A 19,407-nucleotide genomic window follows, 5' to 3' on the forward strand; every position below is an offset into this window, starting at 1 on the left:
GGCCTGATAGGTTAGTCGGTATCAGGCCTGAAAGGGGATAGAATGTCGTCGAGCTGCCGCTGCGACAAAGTGATCGTCGGCTGTGGAGGCGTCGCGGGCGCCGGCGGTTGTCGGAAGTCGAGCAGCGGTCGAAAATCGGCGGGCCAGGTGTCGCGCAGCTGCGCCTCGATCGCAGGCAGTGCCTCGTCGGGGGTAATGCTCCGGCCGGACCGGGCAAGCTGGCCGTTCGTCATGCCGATGGTCCCGCAGCGACAATCCATACCGAACGGCGGTTGCCACCGCGTCCAGAACGGATGCTCGCGGGGGAGCAGCACGTTGGCCAGCGGAAGATGCGAGGGATCTTTGCGGGCGTCGCCGACGATCGTCCCGTACTTGAAGGGGAGGGCGGTCGCCTTGCCGTCCTGCGCGTGCCGGTGGGCAGCGCGAGCAAGCTTCAGCGTGACGCCGAAAAAGCGCTCGGCGAGGTCGCGCTCCGTTCGAGGGGCGAGCCCGGTGTTACTCCTCGCGACCAGGTTGAGGAAGTTTGCCTCGGTGCCTCCGCGCAGGAGTGACGTGACCATCCCGTCATGAAGCTCACCGGCGAGCGCCTCGGCATAGGGCACTTTCCAGTCGGTCATTGCCGCGATCTGCGGGGTCCATGCTGCGATCAGGAGATCGCCGCGATCCGAAACCCAGTCGACGATGTCGTCTGCTGCGATAATCATGTCTTGGTCTATCCGCACGGCCGGCGGGTGACACGCTGCTATTTCGGTGTCGCTCGCGGGAGCGGTCCGCAGGCAAAAAAAGGGGCCGGCGCTTGCCGACCCCTTTGGTTTCAGGGAGGGCTATGCCAGCCCTCGAGGAAGATGCAGCATGGATACGGTAGTGAGGCCGTCTACGACCTGGCACCTGTTCGCCGACGCATGGCGCGCGCGCGATCAGCGCATCGACAACATCGCCCATCCGTCCGCCGAGCGTGATGCCACCGCCTTGTTGCGCCAATATGTTGCGGCTGCGGGGTTGCTCGGTGGTGCAGTCGCCGTAGCGATCGCGGGCATCGCAATCAGTCCGCCATCCGCTGTTGCTGCGATAGGTGGCATCATCGTCGCGCTGGCTTTTGGCTATGCCTTGGTGCTGACGGAGCTCACGGCCGTACCGGAGACGCTTCGGGCTATCCCGACGTTGCCGTCTCGCCGATTGAGGCGGTTGCGCCTCGCGACCGCTGCGATCGGGACCGTGGAGACGATGCTGCCGCTGATCCTGGCAGTTGCGATCGTGGTAGTCCGCTGGTGAGGTGATCGAGCGGCGTCAGCTCGTTCGGCCCGACATATCGACCCAATTGTCGATCTCGTGACCCGAAGCGTCGCGGATCTCGTACATGTCCGCGCGGGTGAGGCGGCCATCGGACCAAGCGGCGCGATACGCCGCCTGACCCTGCGGGCCGGTCTTGGACAGCACGGTCGCGGCGCGCTCTTCTTTGGGGCCGACGGGGATGAAATAGACCGCGAACACTCCGGTAAGGGCCGCAGACGTGAGGGCGATGGCTGTCAGCCGGATAGTGCGCCCATGGGGCTGCTGCATCCGTTCAGACCCTCCGCAGAATGCCGAGGCGCCTACGCATTATCGCGGTGCCGATGATGTAGGGCGGGCCAGCAAGCAAGCCCGCTACTGCCCAGACCCAGAGGTCGACGTCGGCGTAAACGAGCGCGCCGACGATCCCAGCCCAATAAGCTGCCTCAAGGAGGTGCATGAAGGCGTTGAGGTAATCGCGTCCCGTCGTCTTCGGAACGACGAAGCGGTCGCGGCGCGGCGTGGCCATATCCGGCACTCCCGTTGATAGTTGCGTGAACATACGGGAAGGCGGGGCAAAGCCAAGTCCGATTTGGTCCGATCAGACAGCGGCTTTCAACGGCTCAGGTTTCTTCCCGTCGGGTAGCTTCTCGCGAAGGTGGTTCCGTACTAGCGCCGCGGAGAACGGCTTGCCGATGAACGTCGCCTTCTCCGGCATGTCGCCATCGTTCGGTTTGATGCGACCGCTTGCGATGACAATCTCGATCCACGGCCACCGCGCCGCGACATGGTGAGCGAGGGCAAAGCCGTCCGTCTCTCCTGGCATCTCGACGTCAGAGAAGAGGAGCGTGATGCCTTCGGCGTGATCGGGGAGCATAGCTTTCGCAGCATCGCCATGATCGGCCGAATGACAGCGAAACCCAACATCCTCGAGGATGCCGCACGCGTCCATAAGGATGATAGGGTCATCATCGACGACAAGCGCGAAAGGGATCGTTGAGGGTTCCATTCCCCTCAAACCCTTGATTTGGAGCAAAGTCCCCTAACACGCGTCGATTTTCCAACGACCGTCACGCGGTCGAGCGCCGGACAGTCGGGGGGAGGGGAGGTACATCCTCACGACGTTATGCCGACGTTCCCGCGATAGTATGTTTCGGACAGACGACGCTCGCGTACCGCCAGCACCACGAACGTGATCGCATAGGCCAGTCCCGCAGCAAGCAGGACCAGAAGCGGCACACCAAACGCTGCCAAAGCGATGATAACGGTAGGTCCAACCATGCTGAGGAGCGTGAAGCTCTGCGAGGAGCCGGGTGCGCGAAGTCCGTCCCTGTTGGTGCGCCAGTCTGCTCCGCGGCCTGCTCGCATCGCAGCGCGCATGTTCCACAAGCCGGCTCCCATCGCGATGGCGATCCCCAGAATAAGCAAAACGTGCATTCCGAACCTCCAACGTGTGAGATGTGTGTGACCTTCATAGGGCTGCGCGGTCAAGCGCGGCGACCTGGTGCCACCAGTGATGATGTTCCCGGCAAAATTCATCCTGTGGGATCTACGTGGTATGAAGAAAAAGACTTGCGCACCCTGTTCACGTTATGTTCAATACGCGCCACAGGAGGACGACCATGAAGTTGAAGGACGCGATGCGCGGCTATGATTACGATCTGCCGCTTCTGGATGCGCTGAACGATCCGCAGCTGTCGGTCGATCGCCGGGTGCTGGCCGGTGCGACCATCGGCGTCGGCCTGGACATCGCCTATTTCGCTATCCGTGAGCTGGAGGAAGCGTTCGCGGCCTTGGCGCACGATCATAGCAACGGTGTCGAGGAGGGTGTCGGCTTCGAGGAGGTCGCCGAGATCCTGAAGGCGCAGAGCCCGTTCCAGATGCGTCTGTGGCACCTGCTGGACGTGACGCCCCTGCAGCTGGCGCTCGAGGACCTCGCGTGGCTCAAGAGCCTCGCGTATCGCCGCGGCCGTATGGCGGCGGTCGTCCGCGACGAGAACCTGCCGATCACCTACATGACCGATGAGGCGCTCTGCGAAGGCGTCACCGCATCGCAGCTGATGGCGCGAACGCAGGCGAGCAGCTGATCTGTCTTCAGGCGACCAGTACCTGCATGGTCTCGGGCGCCTGGGGCCTCTGCCGCGATACGCGGAAGGGTTGAGTAGCGTTGCCGGTGCGAACGACGAATTGGTCGACGCCGGTCGCTTCGCGCAGTTGGATTGCGACGGCATAGGCGTTCTCGAAGGACGCCAGTGAGCGGCAGGTAGAAGCTGTGTTGAGCATGGCGCGGTACTCGTCTGGCACGTCCTGTCACGGCACGCACCGCAGCGCGTCCGTTCATGGATTGTTGAACATGTTGGGTATATCAAAGGGAGCGGACCGGATTCGACGCACTCGCGTTTAATCGGTCTATCCGCCGTTTCGACGGAGGATCCTTTGATGATGGGGTCGGGGCCGCTGCTATCGGTTTCGGCCCCATTTTCGTATCCGCCGCTTGTGAGAGGCGCCGTGTGCGTCGAATTTAGCGGGGCATCATCATCCCGCTGGCGAGGCCAACCACGTAGCCGTCAGCCTCGGCCTTTCGCTTGGCCATCTCTTCGCACGTCAGCGGTTTCGAAGGCGGAGCCATGCTTGCTGCTCCGATCATGCCGCAGAAGCCGAGCCCTGCAACCACGGCGGTTACCTTCAAACTCACCGCACCACCCTGGTAGAGAATGGTTATGGAGGCGGTGACTAGGACCGAGATTACGAACACCAAACCAGTATATTCCATGGTTCCAACTCCGACAGAGTTACGATATAGAAACATCGGCAAGCTGCATCGCGGGCGCGCGCCAATCGCACCGCGTCCCACCAAAAGGACGCAGCTTTACAGCGCCGTTAGACGCTCTGTTTTACATAACCTATGTTATCGCTCTGAAAGAATGTAAGCGCCAAATACAAATGACACCACTCCGCTAGATAGAAACGGCACTGACGGTGCTGTCGGCGGGTCGCCGGTGTCATAGCCTTCCTCGGCAACGAGGACGCGCATGGTATGACGGTGCTGACAATGAGTGCTGCTGAGATCACCCGGTTCGACACGCTAATGCGGCTCGACCGCGGCGAGATCCGGATTGCGGACGCAATGGAACTGCTGGGCCTCCAACGGCGGCAAATCTACCGGCTGCTCGATCGACTTCGACGGGAAGGCGCTGCCGGTCTTGTGTCGCGCAAGCGCGGACGCCCGAGCAACCGCCGGTACAGCGACGCCTTCCGCGCCGAAGTCGTCGCGCTCGTGCGGGAAAACTATGCCGACTTCGGCCCGACGCTCGCGCGCGAATAACTCGCCGAGCGGCACGGTCTGGGCCTCTCGTGCGAGACGCTGCGTCAGATCATGATGGAGGCTGGCCTTTGGAAGGACCGCGCCGCAAGGCGTCCTCGCCCCTATCAGCCCCGCTACCGGCGTGACTGTCGCGGCGAGCTTGTCCAAGTCGACGGTTCGAAACACTGGTGGTTCGAGGACCGCGGCCCGCAATGCACGCTGCTGGTGTTCATCGACGACGCGACGAGCGAGTTGATGCACCTCGAGATGGTCGAGAGTGAGAGTACCTTTTCGTACATGCGCGCGACGCGGACGTATCTCGAGCGGCACGGCAAGCCGGTCGCCTTCTACACGGACAAGCACAGCGCCTTCCGCAACAACACGGCCTCGGCAAATGGCGATGGGATGACCCATCTCGGGCGCGCGCTGGACCGGCTGAACATCGAGCTGATCTGCGCGAACTCACCGCAGGCGAAGGGCCGTGTCGAGCGCGCCAATGCCACGCTGCAGGACCGGCTCGTGAAGGCGATGCGGCTCCACCGCATCAACACCATCGACGAAGCCAACGCCTTCCTCCCCTTCTACATGGCGCAGCACAATCAACGGTTCGCCAAGGCGCCCTTCGACCCGCGCGATCTGCACCGGCCGCTCGCCATCCACGAGAACCTCGAGGCCGAGATGGTCTGGCGCGAGCAGCGCACCGTCACCGGCGCCCTCACCCTCCATTACAACAAGGCGATGTTCATCCTGGAGCCGTCCCCGGTCGCACAGGGCCTCGCCCGCAAGAAGGTGGATGTGTGCGAGTATCCGGATGGCCGGCTCGAGATCCAGCACGACGGCGAAGTCCTGCCCTACCGCGTCTTCGACAAGATGCGCCGCGTGAACCAGGCGCCGGTGGTCGACAACAAGCACCTCGATGCGGCACTGGCCCTCGCTCACGCCATCCAGCAGGTGCAGCCGCACCACGCCAAGCGCAACAACAACGAGCCTGCGCGTACCGCACAGCCCGCCGGGATGTTCAAGGCCCCCTCGCCCGTGCCCCCTGGGCCGAAGCTGGATCGCCGCAAACTGGGCAATCAGCGCCTGAAGCGAGGCCCTCGCCTCTCCAACGACGAGCTCGTCGCGCGCGGCCTCGGCGAGTACGTCCGCCAGCAGACAGGATGACCAGAACCGTGCCTGCCGGCGTCTCAAAAACGATCGAGTTTCGGGAAGCCGGATGCGGGAAGTAGGCCAGTAATTAACGACGCCAGAGCTTCTGGATCAGGGCCATCATCGACCCGTGATGTTCAGCGTGACGGCGTCTCTCGCGTGCAGCCATGCGGGCTGCGCGCAGTGGAGGCTCGGGAACGATGTGCCGCAACCAATCGGTGTTGGCCGGGCCATCCGCACCATCAACAACGACCCAACTTTGCTGCAAAACCCAGTCATGAAGATGATGTAGGAGCTTGCCCTCGCTTATCTCCAACTCCGCAAACGAGTCATCGAGATCGTAGAATATAGCTTTCACATCCTGATTGTTGCCGCTGACATAAAGTTCGTGAATATAATCTTCATTTGTATTTGCGACCTCTATAAAGCGATCGATCAGCTTGCCATGCTGGCTCAGACCAATCCGGCCAAGAAGTTCCGATCCGTTCCTCAGCGCGGTTAGATCGCCGTCCCTGTTCTCATAATATTGAGCGTGTCCGCCATTGGCGCGCTCGCCATGATAATCCCATAGCGCGGCAAACTGCATGGCGTCAGGCGGAAGCTCGTTCTCATTCCAGCCACGTTCAAGCGCCTCTTCGATGAAGTAACCGAGCCAAAGGCAAGCCTCGCTTGGATCGGGGGAGCGTGCCTCGTGCCTCGTGATGGAAAGGTGTGCGATCCGGCAATCGGACATGCTTGGTATCCCGGGCGATCTTTCGGATCACCCCTGCCATGTCGAATGGGGACATGCCACTTGGCCGATCATGGTATCGCAACCGGCGCCGGCATCATTCCCGAAAACGAACGGCGATCGAGACGGCGGAGGCATTCCCATTGGGGATCAAAAACGGGAACCGCCGCGGTGTCTCGAAACCTGTAGCGGCATGAAACGGGACACCTCCCCGCGAAAGCCACGTATCGGGCTGTCGGATTGCGACGGCACGGCGCAGGCGCGATATGAAGCGCACGGGCTGTAAACTTTCTTCAAGGTGTCTAGGAAGAGAGCGAACCCCACATACGTCAGAATTATCAGGCACATGTCACTAAGCAACACCAGCGTCACCGGAGCCGAAATCATCGGCCGTGATTGGTCCGACACGTCACTCGGTCCGATAGGAGATTGGCCACCCGCGCTTCGCTCGACACTAGCGTTATTGCTGGCCTGTCCAACGCCCATGTTCCTCGCGTGGGGGCCAGATCTGCTATGCTTCTACAACGATGCCTACCGGCCGATCCTTGGCTGGCGGCTCGATGGCGCCCTCGGCCGTCCCTTCCGCGAAGTGTGGGCCAGTATATGGACGGAGATCGAGCCGCTCGTGGATGCGACGCTGGCTGGTGAAACGAAGACGATGACGGATATGCCGCTCGATCTCAGCCGCGGCGGTGTGCCTGAGGAAAGCTGGTGGACCTTTACCTATTCGCCCGCCTTCTACGATGATGGCAGCATTGCCGGGCTGTTCTGCGTCACCGGTGAAACGACAGCACGGGTCGTCGCTGAGCGGGACCGCGATGCCGCTGACGAACGGCTGCAACTCGCATTATCTGCAGGCAACAGTATCGGCGCGTGGGATTGGGATGTCTGCAACGATCGGCTGACCGCAGATACACGGTTCGCGACCCTCTACGGCGTCGATCCCGACTACGCCGCGAAGGGTGCCCCGATCGCGGATTTTTTCGGCGGCATCCATCCCGACGACCTTCCCCGCGTGCAGGCGGAGATCGAAAAGGTGATGGCGGGAGAGGGGAGCTTTTCGTCCGAATACCGGCTACTGGACAAGGATGGCGCGATCCGTTGGGTCTCGGCACAAGGGCGCTGCATTTTCGACGACGATGGCAAATGCATCCGCTTCCCGGGCGTCAGCTTCGACATCAGCGAGCGCATGGTGGCTGACCTTGCACTGATCGCGGCCAAAGCAGAACGTGAATTCGTGATCGAGCTGACGGTAGGCCAGCGCAAGTTGACCGACCCTGAAGCGATCATCCGTCTGTCTGCCGAAATGCTGGGACGCCGCCTCGGCATCAACCGAGTGGGCTATTACCGGTTGATGGGCGCCAAGCAGCTCCGTCATGGCTCAAGCTGGACAGACGGAACATTGGCTCCGTTGACGGGGGTCGATCCCGTCAGTCGCTTCGGCGAACGTGCAGAGCAGTCGCGGCGACGTGGCAAGACGCTCGTGTTCAGCGACAGCCGACATGACGATGAGGGTGACTTTTTACCGTTCGCGGACCGCGGGGTGCTCTCGGGTGTGTGCGTACCGTTGATGCGCGAAGGCGTCTGGCACGCGGGCATCTACCTGCACCACGCCGAAGTACGTCATTGGACGCCTGCTGAAATCGCATTGGCCAGGGAGGTGGCGGACGTGACATGGCTTGCCGTCGAACGTGCCGAAGCGGTGCTTCGGCTCGCTCAACTGGTGGATCGACAAAGCGCGGCACTTGCCGAGGCCAGTACCGAGATCAAGAGCGAGGCGACAGCGCGCTCCGCTGCCGAGACGCAATTGCGCCAGCTTCAGAAGATGGAGGCGGTTGGCCAACTCACCGGCGGCATCGCGCACGACTTCAACAACATGCTTGCCGTCGTCATCGGCGGCCTCAACCTCGCGCAGCGCCGGCTCGATCGCGGTGAAACCGACATCAAACGCTTCATGGACGGTGCCATGGAGGGAGCGACACGTGCTGCGGCATTGACCCAGCGGCTGCTCGCTTTTTCGCGGCAGCAACCGCTGGCGCCCGAAAGCATCGATGCCAATCGCCTGGTCAACGGTCTGGCAGAGTTGCTCGCCCGCACGCTGGGCGAGCGCGTGCGGCTCGAAACGGTGCTGACCCCGGGCCTGTGGAAGACGCTCGCTGATCCGGTTCAGCTTGAGAATGTTATCGTCAACCTCGCGGTCAACGCTCGCGACGCGATGCCCGCTGGCGGGCGCCTGACGATCGAAACCGGCAATGCCAACGTTGATGCCGACTATGCGCTGGATGCCGAGATGCCGGCCGGGCACTATGTCATGATTGCGGTCAGCGACACCGGTACGGGCATGTCAGCGGACGTGCTGGCAAAGGCCTTCGATCCCTTCTTCACAACCAAGGGTGTCGGCAAGGGCACAGGGCTGGGTCTCAGTCAGGTGTTCGGCTTCGTCCGGCAATCGGGCGGGCATGTGAAGATCTATTCGGAAGTCGGTCACGGAACGACGATCAAGGTCTATCTGCCGCGTACCTTCGGTGAGGAAACCCATTCGATGGTACGGCGCACACCCGCGATCGCGCGTGGCGGCATGCCGGGCGAGATCGTCATGGTCGTGGAGGACGAGGAGCGGGTCCGCAACTTCTCGACGGAAGCGCTCCGCGAGCTGGGCTATACCGTCCTTCATGCGGACAGCGGTCCTGCCGCTTTGGCAATGATCGACGCCGGTCAGGATGTGACACTGCTGTTCACCGATGTCGTCATGCCCGAGATGACGGGGCGGCAACTAGCGGACGAGGCGATCAAGAGGCTGCCGAGCCTGAAGGTTGTTTATACGACAGGGTACACGCGCAATGCGATCGTCCACAACGGCGTGATCGATCCGGGTACGAACTTCCTGGCAAAGCCATTCGGCATCGATCAGCTGGCAGCCAAAATTCGCGAAGCGTTGGACGGCTAGGCCGCTATCGCCTCGCGGAATGCTTCCATGACCCGCCGCTCGTTGATCGGTTTGCCGAATACGACCCCCGGCGGGTTGCATGGATGACAATCAGCCGGGGTGCCGGTGATGAAGATGACCGGCACTTCGCCACATTTCGCAAAAATCGTCTGAACGGCGTGTGGCCCGTGGCCGGCTGCCAGGACAACGTCCGACATGATGACGTCCGGCTTATGAGCAATGGCAGCCTTGATTGCTTCTGCTTCCGTGGTGGCCGTATCGATTGATGTGGCACCAGCTCGTTCGACGATGTCCGATATGTACTCAGCGAGAAGCCATTCATCCTCAATTACAAGCACATGACACATACCAATACTCCACGTGCAGCCAACGCTCCGAAGAGCGATCGTGTCCCATCATAGATCAAAGGCTGCCGAGGTTAGCGGGTCATCTCATCAATCTTGCGCAGCAACGCGGCCGGATCGAATGGCTTGGCGAAATAGGCGCTATGCTCCGGCATCTGATCCGCCGGCACGCTCCTGCGGCCGGACGCGACCAGCAAAAGGGTCGGCGGAAAGCGCTTCCGGATATAATGCGCGAGCTTCAGCCCATCCATCGTCCCCGGCATTTCGATGTCAGTCAGCACGATGCGAACCTCGCCATGCCGGTCCAGGATCGCAATGGCCTCATCTGCATCAGCGGCGGCAAAGACGCGGTAGCCTTCTTCCTCGAACATATCGATCAACTCGAAGCGAACGATCGCCTCGTCCTCGACGATGAGGATGGTGTCGGACCCGATCGGTTTACTCTGTCCCACTACGCCAACTCGCTCACACTGCCCGCCTCCGCCAGCGGACAGTCCAGGGTGAATATGACGCCCTCAGGCGGATAAGCGATCGATGCCTCACCCCTGAAATATGCGGCGAGGGAGCGCTCGATCATGGTTGATCCGAAACCGCGGCGGGACGGTATCCGAACCTCTGGTCCGCCGGCTTCCTGCCAGCGGAGGTGGAAGCGCGGGCCAGCTTCATCGGTTCCCGCGGTGACGGTCCATTCCACATCCACATGCCCGGAAGGAGACGATAACGCGCCATATTTCGCGGCATTGGTGGCGAGTTCATGCAGCGCCAGCGCCAGCGCCAGAGTGACCTGCGGCTGCAGCGTCATGGCCGGCCCGTTCGCCCGCACGCGCTCACCGACGCCGCCATGCGCCGCCAGCGCCTTGCCGATCAGCGTGCGCAGGTCCGCCGCCTCCCATGACTGGGCGGTCAGGACATCGGTTGCTTCTCCGAGTGCCGCAAGTCGGGCGGCAAGTGCGCGGTTGGCGCTTGGCAGGTCGTTTGCCTGCCGCATCGTTTGCGAGGCGACCGATTGCACCACCGTCAGCACGTTTTTCAGACGGTGGCCGAGTTCATGCCTGAGCAGCTCCTGCTGCACCTCGGCGCGCTTGCGTTCGGTGATCTCAAACGAAGCGGTCGCAAAGCGTGGCGGTTCACCCGCATGACCGGCAATCGGGCTGATCGTCACCGAGAACCAACGTGTTCCGCTTTCACCGTCGAGCGCACGTTCAAAGCTCAGGGGCTTCCCGCTGGAGCGAACGTGCGCCAGTCGTTCGATCATGGCCGTCGCCTCGTCCGCCGACTGCACTTCATCGATGCTCACACCAACGAGATCGGCTCGGCCATAGAGCCGGGTAAATGCCGGGTTGGCTTTGAGGTAGCGGACGTGCTCGCCTTGCTGCTCCATTATCGCAGCAAACAACCCGTCTGTTTCGAAGAAAGCCCGAAGCGTCGCCTCACTCTCCTGCAATGCCTCGGCCGTCCGGCGCACCGCAACGAGCCGGTCGAGCTGCCAGGCCCCCCAGAGCGCGAGGCCGGCGAGGAGCACGATCGTCACGGCAGTAGTGAAGGCGAGCCGGAAGTCGGAAGGGTAAAGCCCGATCTCCGAGCCGCGCAGGGCTAATGACGCGACGGCGATCGGCACGATCACGACGACAGGCAGCAGCCAGCGTGCCGCGGTCGCGCCGACAGAGGAGCCGATGAGCAGCCGGACCCATCCACCATCGGGGCGAAGCGCGAGAACGCCAAGGGACGCGCCCCCAAGCGCCAATGCGGTTGGAATGGACACCTGGGTGAACCCGAGCACGCCGGTCAGCGGCGCGACCATGTAAAAATAACCGAGCAGCGCGACTATCACGAGGAGCAGGACTGCCGTTGCACATGCGGACAGAAGCAGGCCAGTAACGTGGCCCCTGACCTTCGCTAGAAGCAGCCCCGCGCCGATCAGCAGATACGCCGCAGCAGTTGGCGCAGCCATGCGGCCTGGATAGGGATACGGGATGGCTTGATTTCCGACGCTGGCCGGGAAGAGCAGGCTATCGGTTCCGAGATCTAGGCCGAGCCCGTATTCGACCAGCGTCTGCACTGCGGCGATCACGATCACCGTGGCACAGATGTTCGACGAGAAACGATCTGATCGGGTTTTGCTTGTTCGCAGAATGCCAGCGCCCGCCAGGATCGCGCACAGCGCCGTTATCGGCTGCATAGCGCTGCGCGCTGCATAAAAGCGGGTCAGAACGGGAAGGCCAAATGCCCACCCCGCGATCGCTACTGCGCCGATCGTGATGCTTAGGGCTGCCCCCAAGAGTGCGATGGTCCTGCCTGCACTGCCACCGGAAGCGTAGGGGCCTTCCACCTCCGTTTGCTGGCTATTTATCGCTGGCGACTTAGCCCACATATTCAAGCGCTTCCCGTTCGGCCTAGCTCAAGCGAACGGCCCTGACCTGCTTGCAATCTTTGTGGCGGCCATGGCGGCTTATGCAAGTCGCCATGCATGTTTCCCGCACGCCAAACAGCCAGAAGGACGGCTGGAACGGTCCCCTTCGGGGTAGTATTTTGAGAATATCAGGCTCTGCCAGCGCGCCTGGTTGATTTGACCGGACACCTGCTGCTCCTAGGCGTTTAAACTGTGGTTGGATATGTTGACGAGTATCGAATGCCCATTTCAGAAGCAGCGCGCATCGCCGCGCTCCACGCCGCCGGCATCCTCGACACGCCGCGCGAGGCTGCGTTCGACGAGATCGCACAACTCGCCGCCGCCACGCTTCACACCCCCATCGCGGTCGTCAACTTCGTCGCCGAGAACCGACAATGGTTCAAGGCGGAGGTCGGCATCGGCGCCGACGAGCTGCCGCTCGACGTGTCGATCTGCCGCCACGCGATCCTCGAAAAGGAAATGCTGGTGGTGCCCGACCTCATCGACGACGCGCGGTTTGAGGGCAACCCGCTCGTGCATGTCGAGAACGGCCTGCGTTTCTACGCCGGCGCGCTTGTCAGGGATGCGGAGGGGATGGCGCTCGGGACGGTGTGCGTGCTCGACCGCGCCCCGCGCCCTGCGGGGCTCACCGAGAGCGAGAAGCTGACGCTGCGCGTGCTGGCACGGCAGGTGACTACCCAGATCGAGCTCCGCCGGAAGGCGGGGGAACAGCGCAACGCCGCGCGCGAGGTCGCCGACGCGCGCTCGGCCGAGACCGCAGCGCGCGTCGCGCTGGCGGCGAGCGAAGCACAGCTCCAGGCGGTGCTCGCGGCCGCGCCGGTCGGCATCGTCGCCGCCGAGGCGCCGAGTGGGCGCCTCTTGTCGAGCAACCAGCGCACCGACGAGATCTTCCGTCATCCGGTCTACGCCGCCGACGACGTGTCGGCCTACCGCGTCTTCATCTCGCGCCACGCGGACGGCCGTCTCGTTCAGCCCGACGAATATCCGATGGCCCGCGTGATGGCGGGCGAGGAGCGGCCCGAGCTGGAGGTGCTCTACCAGCGCGGCGACGACACCCACGCCTGGGTACGGCTGATCGGCGCGCCGATCCGCGATCCCGAAGGCGCCGTCACCGGCGGCGTCGTCACCGTCCTCGACATCGATCGCGAGAAGCGCGCCGAAGAGCGGTTGAAGGCGCTTAACGAGACGCTGGCGGAGACGGTAGACGCCCGCACCGTCGAGCGCGACCGGCTGTGGACCACCACCACCGACCTGATGGGCACCGCCGGGCTCGACGGCTTCATGAAGACCGTCAATCCAGCCTGGACTGCGCTGCTCGGCTGGAGCGAGGCGGAGGTGCTGGCACGGCCGTTCGCGGCGATCATCAACCCGGAGGATCATGCCGCGACGGTCGACATCGTGCGGCGACTGGCGGCGGGCGAGACGGTGCACGACTTCGTCGACCGCGTGCTCGCGAAGGACGGGAGCGAGCGGGTCATCCAGTGGACTGCGGTACCCGACGTCGGCACCGACCTGTTCCACATCGTCGGTCGCGACCTGACCGAGCAGCGCGCCGCCGAGGACGCGCTGCGCCAGAGCCAGAAGATGGAGGCGGTCGGCCAGCTGACCGGCGGGTTGGCGCACGACTTCAACAATATGCTCGCCGGCATCAGCGGCAGCCTGGAGCTGATCGGGGTACGGCTGGAGCAGGGGCGGCTAACCGACGTCGAACGCTATCTTGTCGCGGCGCAGGGCGCGGCGCGGCGCGCGGCAGCGCTGACCCATCGCCTGCTCGCCTTCTCGCGCCGCCAGACGCTCGAGCCCAAGCCCACCGACGTCAATCGGCTGGTCGCGGGCATGGAGGATCTCGTCCGCCGCACGGTGGGGCCGAGCGTCGAGGTAGAGGTAGTGAGAGCGGGCGGGCTGTGGCCCACGCTGGTCGACCAGGGGCAGCTCGAGAATGCCCTTCTCAACCTGTGCATTAATGCGCGCGACGCGATGCCCGATGGCGGGCGCATCGTGGTCGAGACCGGCAACCGCTGGCTCGACGAGCGCGGCGCGCGCGAGCGCGACCTAAACCCAGGCCAGTACGTATCGCTGTGTGTCAGCGACAACGGGACCGGCATGCCTGCGGACGTGATCGCCAAGGCGTTCGACCCCTTCTTCACGACCAAGCCGATCGGTCAGGGCACGGGTCTCGGCCTGTCGATGATTTACGGATTCGTGCGCCAGTCGGCGGGGCAGGTGCGCATCTATTCAGAGAAGGGGGAAGGCACGATGGTGTGCCTCTATCTCCCCCGCGCCGACCGGGCCGCCGACGAGGATGCGCCCGGTGCCGATGCCGTGCCCGATGGTGCCGAGCAAGGCGAGACGGTACTGGTCGTCGACGACGAGGCGACGATCCGGATGCTGGTCACGGAGGTGTTGCAAGACCTCGGCTACGCGACGCTGGAGGCCGCCGACGGTGCCGCGGCGCAGCGCATCCTCCAATCCGACGCGCGGGTCGATCTCCTCGTCACCGACGTCGGTCTGCCCGGCGGCATGAACGGCCGCCAGCTCGCTGACGCGGCGCGCGCGCGGCGGCCCGACCTCGCAACGCTGTTCATCACCGGCTACGCGGAGAACGCTGCCCTGAGCCACGGTCATCTCGGCTCAGGGCAGCATGTCCTGACCAAGCCGTTTGCGATGGACGCTCTGGCCACACGTGTCCGCGAACTGCTGAGTGGCCGCGATGGAAATGCTTCAGCGCAACAGTAAGGCCTGTGTGTCACTTTGTTTCACTGGCGGCGGAAGTTGCCGGCGAGTTGGAGGGCTGGATGACAAACTATTTAGCCTGCGCCCCTTTCCCAATTGGGATGGAGACTGTCCGAAAACGTGGTTCTGGATTCCCTGCCTATCCGGAGCGGTGTAATCTTCGGGCATGGCGTATATCGAGGGTCATGCTCGGGATCAGGCGCTGCTGCTGCCTGCATTGGTCGAGGACTATGTGGCGGCGGACAATCCGGTGCGGTTCATCGACGCCTTCGTCGACGACCTCGATCTGGGTGGGGCCGGTTTCATGCGGTCGCGACCGAAGGCGACGGGGCGGCCCGGTTACGATCCGGCCGATATGCTCAAGCTGTACCTGTACGGCTACCTCAATCGGGTGCGGTCGAGCCGGCGCCTGGCGGCGGAGGCGGCCCGCAATCTCGAACTGATCTGGCTGCTGCGCGGGGTGCGGCCGGATTTCCGGACCATCGCCGACTTCCGGCGCGACAACCGGGGCGCGTTCAAGGCGGTGTTCCGCGAGTTCGTGGTGCTGTGCCGCAGGCTCGACCTGTTCGGGCGCGAGTTGCTGGCGGTGGACGGGACGCGGCTGAAGGCGGTGAACAGCCGGTCGCGTAATTTCAGCCGCGAACGGTTGACGACGTACCTCGCCGCGGCCGATGCGCGACTGGAGCGGTATCTGGCCGAGCTGGATCAGATCGACCGCGGCGAGGATGGTGCCGGCACCGGTCGCGGCGAGGCGCTGGCGACCAAGATCGCGCGGCTGCGTGAGCAGCGCCAGGCGAGTGCGGCGCTGCTGGGCCAGTTGGAGGAAAGCGGCGAAGGGCAGATCTCGCTCACCGATCCGGACGCCCGCCTGATGGTCGCGCATTCGAAGGTCACGCTCGGCTACAACGCGCAGGTGGCGGTCGACGCGAAGCACAGCCTGATCGTCGAGCAGCACGTCACCAATGCCTGCAACGACATGGGGCTGCTGGCGCCCACCGCCGGCGCGGCGAAGAAAGCGCTTGGCGTCGATCGCATCGATGCGGTCGCCGACATGGGGTATCATTCGGGCGACGATATCGTCGCGTGCGAGGCGGCCGGCATCACGCCGTACATTCCCCGCCCGCACCGGGGCACCGCCGTCGGCAACGGCCTCTTCCCCAAGGAACGGTTCCGCTACGATCCCGAGGCCGACGTCTATCACTGCCCCGGCGGGCAGGTGCTGGACACCCGCTACGCCTCGGTGACGCGCGGGCATCGGTCGGTCCAGTATTCCAGCCCCGCCGCCTGCGCCGCCTGCCAGATCAAGGCGCGCTGCACTACGGGTCGCTGGCGGCGCATCAATCGCGGCGAGCACGAGCCGGTCATCGAACGCATGGCGGTACGCCTCGCGAAACGACCGGGCATCCTCACCATCCGCAAGTCCACGGTCGAACACCCCTTCGGCTCGATCAAGCAGTGGATGAACCAGGGCGCTTTCCTGATGCGCGGACTGGACAAGGTCCGCGCCGAGTTCAGCCTGACGGCACTCGCCTACAATCTGAGACGAGCCATCACCCTCATCGGGGTGCCGGGGTTGATCCGGGCGGTGCAGGCCTGATCCGGGCTTCCGAACGTGTCGTCTTCACGCCCGATATGGTGCCGTAAAACGCTTATCGCAGTGCTCACCAGCGCCCGGACGATGAAAATACCTGATTTCGCGATACTTTATCGCGAAGGGCTCACGCCGGTCCCGCCCCAAAAAGTTTTCGGACAGTCTCGATGGTGTTTCGAGAAAAGCTGAAGTCGGGTCAGAATTAAGAGGTATGCACCGTTCCCAAAACAGCCCTTAATGCGACTGAGACAAGCCGCCCTGCATCATGCCCAGTGAGACCGCTTCCTACTGGCCCGTAAGTAAGGCCAACGACGATCGCGACGATTTCATCTGGCCGTAGGTTTAGATCGCGGTCAGGAAAAAATTTTGCGATTGCTTCACCTACGATGGTCCAGCGAGCGGTAAAGAGCGCAGGCAAACCGTTATTGGCAAGCTCTCCAACGCGAGCAGCCTCAAGGATCAGCAACGCTACATCCTGCGACTGACTTCGTTCTGCTACCCACCTTGATATCGCGTCAATAACCTGATCGCCGGTTGTACATGCCGCGATCAGCTTCAACAGGCGCGGTGTCGCTTCGTCCGCCAGCCCTGCGACAATGCTAACCAGCACTTCGTCCTTCGACGTGAAATGGGCGTAGAAGGCCCCGCGCGTGAAGCCGGCCTCACGGACGATCGCATTGATCGTCGTTCGCGCAAAACCATCCTTCATGAAGAGGGCAGTTGCTGCGGCTAGCAGAGCTGACCGCGTGGCGGCTGCGGATTCAACACGGGTCGGCCGGTTCATCGGCACAGCATAGCATTGCCATACGTCGGATGCATAGTGTATCCGGATGCATAGTGTATCTGAGACGAGGTTTAGTTTTGCCCGAGCGTGCTTCCCATCGGCGCCCCCTTTCTCCTCATCTGACGATCTGGCGTTGGGGGCCGTGGGCGATCGTCTCGATCATCCACCGCATCACCGGGGTCGGCCTAGCGCTGATCGGCGTGCCTGCGCTGGTCTGGTTTCTCGGCGCAGTAGCGTCCGGTCCGGAAGCATACGCAGTGTTCCTTTCCTTCTGGTCAGGCTGGTTTGGCCAGCTGCTATTGATCGGACTGACGTGGGCGGTGTTTCAACACATGCTCTCTGGCGTGCGCCACTTCTTTATGGATGTGGGTGCCGGTTATGAGCTCAAGATCGCACGCCGATCGTCGTTGATCGTCTTTACCGGGTCGATCATCTTGACCATCGGCTACTGGGGCTGGCTCCTGCTCCGCTAATTATCTGCATTCGTCGAAAGAGGTTGAGCGGTGAGGCAGTCGGAAACGACATTGCGTGTGGTCGTGCTGCACGGTGCGCACGGCGGTCCAGATACAAACTGGTTTCCCTGGCTTCATGTCGAACTGGAGCGAGAAGGGATCGACGTGTTGCGACCTAGATTCCCGACCCCAAAGGGTCAGTCGTTAGAAGCATGGTTGACCGTCTATGATGGTGCTGTTGGCCCATTGAAGCCTGCTCCAACCGTTCTTGTGGGTCATAGCCTGGGTGCGACGATGGCACTACGGCTTGTCGAGCGAGCAACTGAACCGTTTGCCGGCCTGTTCCTGGCCGCCGGATTCATCGGCGCACTGGGTTTGCCCGACTATGACGTGATCAACGCATCGTTCTTCGCCGAACCATTTGACTGGGACGGTATCAACGAACGGAAGGGATGTGTGACTCACTGCTGGGCTGGTGACGATGACCCATATGTGCCGTTGCCCCGTTCGAAGGAAGTCGCAGACCGACTAATGGTGCCGCTCAAAGTGGTTCCAAGTGGTGGTCATTTGAATGGCGAAACGGGGTTCACAGCTTTTCTGCATCTCCGCGATGCGATTGTTGCAGCACATCCGGTTCCTCTGGGCTGAGGTGTTCCCGTAAATGAACGGCCTTCGAGACGGCCGAAGCCGTCTCGTTTGGGATGGTGTTTTGGGACAGTTACATGCTTACCGCAGTGGCACCCACCAAGCGCGCGATCATGCTTTAAGGTCAGGACTCGTTGATTACAGCCAGAAGATGACGGTGGCAGCGAGGGCGATGGCGGAGAAGAAGACGGTCGGGCAGCGGTCGTAGCGGGTTGCGACGCGGCGCCAGTCCTTGAGGCGGCCGAACATGATCTCGATGCGGTTACGTCGCCGATAGCGGCGCTTGTCGTACCTGACCGGCTCGTTGCGGGACCGCCGCCCTGGGATGCAGGGTTGGATGCCCTTGGCCTGGAGCGCATCCCTGAACCAGTCGGCGTCGTAGCCGCGGTCACCTAGCAGCCACTGAGCCTTCGGCAGGTCGTCCAGCAACGCGGCCGCACCGGTGTAGTCGCTGACCTGCCCGGCGGTCATAAAGAAGCTCAAGGGGCGTCCGTTCGCATCGGCTACGGCATGGAGCTTGGTGTTCATGCCGCCCTTGGTGCGGCCTATCAGGCGGCCAAGGCCCCCCTTTTTACCCGCAGGCTCGATGCCGGGCGGTGCGCCTTCAGGTAGGTGGCGTCGATCATAACCGTCTTCGGCTCGGCGCCTGCCGCCGCCAGCCCTTCCATCATCCGCGTGAACACGCCTGCCTCACCCCGGCGCTTCCACCGGTCGTAGAGCGTCTTGTGTGGCCCATAGGCGCCGGGCGCATCTCGCCAGCGCAGCCCATTGCGGTTGACGAAGACGATGCCGCTCAGAACCCGTCGGTCGTCCACCCGCAGCCGGCCGTGGCTCTTGGGAAAGAACGGCCGCAGCCGCTCAATCTGCTCATCCGTCAGCCAAAACAGGTCACTCATTCCGGTCTCCTCGCGGAGCCTGAATCAGATCGCGACGCTCACATGAATGGGTCCTGCCCCTAACTAGGCTCTCATACCATTCCCGATCGGAAGGGTATGAAAGACAGTCAGAACAGTCCGTTTCCGTTCGGAAATCGGAAATCTTCTCAGCTC

The 19,407-nt window shown here is 62.9% G+C and carries 20 protein-coding genes and 1 pseudogene; 8 read left to right on the forward strand and 13 right to left on the reverse strand.

Annotated features, from left to right (window positions below; translation table 11 throughout):
* Positions 1-11 precede the first annotated feature (11 nt).
* Entirely contained in the window at positions 12-722 is a 711-nt protein-coding gene (locus J2Y58_RS12440; RefSeq protein WP_310103570.1) for a hypothetical protein, read from the reverse strand.
* Positions 723-852: 130 nt separating this feature from the next.
* On the opposite strand from J2Y58_RS12440, the gene J2Y58_RS12445 reads away from it, so the two are divergent.
* Positions 853-1,272 carry a hypothetical protein gene (locus J2Y58_RS12445; RefSeq protein WP_310103572.1) on the forward strand — a complete coding sequence of 140 codons (420 nt, stop codon included), beginning with the start codon at positions 853-855 and terminating at the stop codon, positions 1,270-1,272.
* Positions 1,273-1,287: 15 nt separating this feature from the next.
* Here the strand turns inward: J2Y58_RS12445 and J2Y58_RS12450 are convergent, their stop codons facing one another.
* The 4 genes from J2Y58_RS12450 to J2Y58_RS12465 form a co-directional block, all read right to left on the reverse strand.
* The gene (locus J2Y58_RS12450; protein WP_310103574.1) at positions 1,288-1,560 is read right to left on the reverse strand and encodes a hypothetical protein; all 273 of its coding nucleotides are present in this window, start codon (positions 1,558-1,560) and stop codon (positions 1,288-1,290) included.
* Positions 1,561-1,564: 4 nt separating this feature from the next.
* Positions 1,565-1,798, reverse strand: coding sequence for a hypothetical protein (locus tag J2Y58_RS12455; protein WP_310103576.1), 234 nt, complete (start codon positions 1,796-1,798; stop codon positions 1,565-1,567).
* Positions 1,799-1,870: 72 nt separating this feature from the next.
* Positions 1,871-2,278, reverse strand: a complete 408-nt coding sequence (locus J2Y58_RS12460; RefSeq protein ID WP_310103578.1) for a response regulator — start codon at positions 2,276-2,278, stop codon at positions 1,871-1,873.
* Positions 2,279-2,385: 107 nt separating this feature from the next.
* On the reverse strand, positions 2,386-2,706 hold the full coding sequence (locus tag J2Y58_RS12465; protein ID WP_242120232.1) for a hypothetical protein: 321 nt from the start codon (positions 2,704-2,706) through the stop codon (positions 2,386-2,388).
* 185 nt (positions 2,707-2,891) lie between these two features.
* On the opposite strand from J2Y58_RS12465, the gene J2Y58_RS12470 reads away from it, so the two are divergent.
* Positions 2,892-3,356: a hypothetical protein gene (locus J2Y58_RS12470; protein ID WP_183937287.1), complete on the forward strand. Its 465-nt coding sequence runs from the start codon at positions 2,892-2,894 to the stop codon at positions 3,354-3,356.
* A gap of 7 nt (positions 3,357-3,363) precedes the next feature.
* Here J2Y58_RS12470 and J2Y58_RS12475 read toward each other — a convergent pair whose 3' ends face one another.
* Together J2Y58_RS12475 and J2Y58_RS12480 are read right to left on the reverse strand one after the other, a co-directional pair.
* Positions 3,364-3,552, reverse strand: a complete 189-nt coding sequence (locus J2Y58_RS12475) for a hypothetical protein (protein ID WP_066773433.1) — start codon at positions 3,550-3,552, stop codon at positions 3,364-3,366.
* Positions 3,553-3,790: 238 nt separating this feature from the next.
* Positions 3,791-4,042: a hypothetical protein gene (locus J2Y58_RS12480; protein WP_198356760.1), complete on the reverse strand. Its 252-nt coding sequence runs from the start codon at positions 4,040-4,042 to the stop codon at positions 3,791-3,793.
* 264 nt (positions 4,043-4,306) lie between these two features.
* Here J2Y58_RS12480 and J2Y58_RS12490 point away from each other — a divergent pair.
* Positions 4,307-5,737: pseudogene (locus tag J2Y58_RS12490) on the forward strand (ISNCY family transposase).
* Between the two features lie 73 nt (positions 5,738-5,810).
* Here J2Y58_RS12490 and J2Y58_RS12495 read toward each other — a convergent pair.
* The gene (locus tag J2Y58_RS12495) at positions 5,811-6,455 is read right to left on the reverse strand and encodes a DUF4375 domain-containing protein (protein ID WP_310103586.1); all 645 of its coding nucleotides are present in this window, start codon (positions 6,453-6,455) and stop codon (positions 5,811-5,813) included.
* A 481-nt stretch (positions 6,456-6,936) separates the two neighbouring features.
* Between J2Y58_RS12495 and J2Y58_RS12500 the strand changes: the two genes are divergently transcribed.
* On the forward strand, positions 6,937-9,399 hold the full coding sequence (locus tag J2Y58_RS12500) for an ATP-binding protein (protein WP_310103588.1): 2,463 nt from the start codon (positions 6,937-6,939) through the stop codon (positions 9,397-9,399).
* Here J2Y58_RS12500 and J2Y58_RS12505 read toward each other — a convergent pair.
* From J2Y58_RS12505 to J2Y58_RS12515, 3 genes are all read right to left on the reverse strand, one after another.
* Positions 9,396-9,746, reverse strand: coding sequence for a response regulator (locus tag J2Y58_RS12505; RefSeq protein WP_310103590.1), 351 nt, complete (start codon positions 9,744-9,746; stop codon positions 9,396-9,398). The two genes, J2Y58_RS12500 and J2Y58_RS12505, sit on opposite strands and share 4 nt — an antisense overlap.
* 71 nt (positions 9,747-9,817) lie before the next feature.
* Complete coding sequence (locus tag J2Y58_RS12510; RefSeq protein ID WP_310103592.1) at positions 9,818-10,195, reverse strand: response regulator; 378 nt, start codon at positions 10,193-10,195, stop codon at positions 9,818-9,820.
* Complete coding sequence (locus J2Y58_RS12515) at positions 10,195-12,072, reverse strand: HWE histidine kinase domain-containing protein (RefSeq protein ID WP_310103594.1); 1,878 nt, start codon at positions 12,070-12,072, stop codon at positions 10,195-10,197. The genes J2Y58_RS12510 and J2Y58_RS12515 overlap by 1 nt, the downstream gene beginning before the upstream one ends.
* Positions 12,073-12,372: 300 nt before the next feature.
* Here J2Y58_RS12515 and J2Y58_RS12520 point away from each other — a divergent pair, with 300 nt between their 5' ends.
* Together J2Y58_RS12520 and J2Y58_RS12525 are read left to right on the forward strand one after the other, a co-directional pair.
* On the forward strand, positions 12,373-14,889 hold the full coding sequence (locus tag J2Y58_RS12520) for a PAS domain S-box protein (RefSeq protein WP_310103596.1): 2,517 nt from the start codon (positions 12,373-12,375) through the stop codon (positions 14,887-14,889).
* Between the two features lie 163 nt (positions 14,890-15,052).
* On the forward strand, positions 15,053-16,483 hold the full coding sequence (locus J2Y58_RS12525; RefSeq protein WP_310103600.1) for an IS1182 family transposase: 1,431 nt from the start codon (positions 15,053-15,055) through the stop codon (positions 16,481-16,483).
* A 196-nt stretch (positions 16,484-16,679) separates the two neighbouring features.
* Here J2Y58_RS12525 and J2Y58_RS12530 read toward each other — a convergent pair whose 3' ends face one another.
* Positions 16,680-17,261, reverse strand: a complete 582-nt coding sequence (locus J2Y58_RS12530; protein WP_310103602.1) for a TetR/AcrR family transcriptional regulator — start codon at positions 17,259-17,261, stop codon at positions 16,680-16,682.
* A gap of 77 nt (positions 17,262-17,338) precedes the next feature.
* Between J2Y58_RS12530 and sdhC the strand changes: the two genes are divergently transcribed.
* Both sdhC and J2Y58_RS12540 read left to right on the forward strand, forming a co-directional pair.
* A complete protein-coding gene (gene sdhC, locus J2Y58_RS12535; protein WP_310103604.1) occupies positions 17,339-17,734 on the forward strand; it encodes a succinate dehydrogenase, cytochrome b556 subunit in 396 nt (131 codons plus the stop codon).
* 30 nt (positions 17,735-17,764) lie between these two features.
* Positions 17,765-18,361 carry an alpha/beta fold hydrolase gene (locus J2Y58_RS12540; RefSeq protein ID WP_310103608.1) on the forward strand — a complete coding sequence of 199 codons (597 nt, stop codon included), beginning with the start codon at positions 17,765-17,767 and terminating at the stop codon, positions 18,359-18,361.
* A 135-nt stretch (positions 18,362-18,496) separates the two neighbouring features.
* Here J2Y58_RS12540 and J2Y58_RS12545 read toward each other — a convergent pair.
* Positions 18,497-19,254, reverse strand: a protein-coding gene (locus J2Y58_RS12545; RefSeq protein ID WP_310103610.1) for an IS5 family transposase whose coding sequence is annotated in 2 segments (ribosomal slippage) — positions 18,497-18,933 and positions 18,933-19,254 — 759 coding nt in all. Because the reading frame shifts where the segments join, the coding sequence is not laid out codon by codon here.
* Positions 19,255-19,407: the final 153 nt, after the last annotated feature.

This window comes from Sphingomonas sp. BE138 (assembly GCF_031456125.1).
Lineage (GTDB): Bacteria > Pseudomonadota > Alphaproteobacteria > Sphingomonadales > Sphingomonadaceae > Sphingomonas.

What these genes read in the sequence shown, in the direction of transcription:
- J2Y58_RS12495 (WP_310103586.1), bottom strand. Translation starts at nt 6,455, where the DNA reads ATGTCCGATTGCCGGATCGCACACCTTTCCATCACGAGGCACGAGGCA.
- J2Y58_RS12530 (WP_310103602.1), bottom strand. Translation starts at nt 17,261, where the DNA reads ATGAACCGGCCGACCCGTGTTGAATCCGCAGCCGCCACGCGGTCAGCT.
- J2Y58_RS12460 (WP_310103578.1), bottom strand. Translation starts at nt 2,278, where the DNA reads ATGGAACCCTCAACGATCCCTTTCGCGCTTGTCGTCGATGATGACCCT.
- J2Y58_RS12500 (WP_310103588.1), top strand. Translation starts at nt 6,937, where the DNA reads ATGTTCCTCGCGTGGGGGCCAGATCTGCTATGCTTCTACAACGATGCC.
- J2Y58_RS12445 (WP_310103572.1), top strand. Translation starts at nt 853, where the DNA reads ATGGATACGGTAGTGAGGCCGTCTACGACCTGGCACCTGTTCGCCGAC.
- J2Y58_RS12475 (WP_066773433.1), bottom strand. Translation starts at nt 3,552, where the DNA reads ATGCTCAACACAGCTTCTACCTGCCGCTCACTGGCGTCCTTCGAGAAC.
- J2Y58_RS12455 (WP_310103576.1), bottom strand. Translation starts at nt 1,798, where the DNA reads ATGGCCACGCCGCGCCGCGACCGCTTCGTCGTTCCGAAGACGACGGGA.
- J2Y58_RS12470 (WP_183937287.1), top strand. Translation starts at nt 2,892, where the DNA reads ATGAAGTTGAAGGACGCGATGCGCGGCTATGATTACGATCTGCCGCTT.
- J2Y58_RS12525 (WP_310103600.1), top strand. Translation starts at nt 15,053, where the DNA reads ATGGCGTATATCGAGGGTCATGCTCGGGATCAGGCGCTGCTGCTGCCT.
- J2Y58_RS12480 (WP_198356760.1), bottom strand. Translation starts at nt 4,042, where the DNA reads ATGGAATATACTGGTTTGGTGTTCGTAATCTCGGTCCTAGTCACCGCC.
- J2Y58_RS12465 (WP_242120232.1), bottom strand. Translation starts at nt 2,706, where the DNA reads ATGCACGTTTTGCTTATTCTGGGGATCGCCATCGCGATGGGAGCCGGC.
- J2Y58_RS12450 (WP_310103574.1), bottom strand. Translation starts at nt 1,560, where the DNA reads ATGCAGCAGCCCCATGGGCGCACTATCCGGCTGACAGCCATCGCCCTC.
- J2Y58_RS12505 (WP_310103590.1), bottom strand. Translation starts at nt 9,746, where the DNA reads ATGTGTCATGTGCTTGTAATTGAGGATGAATGGCTTCTCGCTGAGTAC.
- J2Y58_RS12520 (WP_310103596.1), top strand. Translation starts at nt 12,373, where the DNA reads ATGCCCATTTCAGAAGCAGCGCGCATCGCCGCGCTCCACGCCGCCGGC.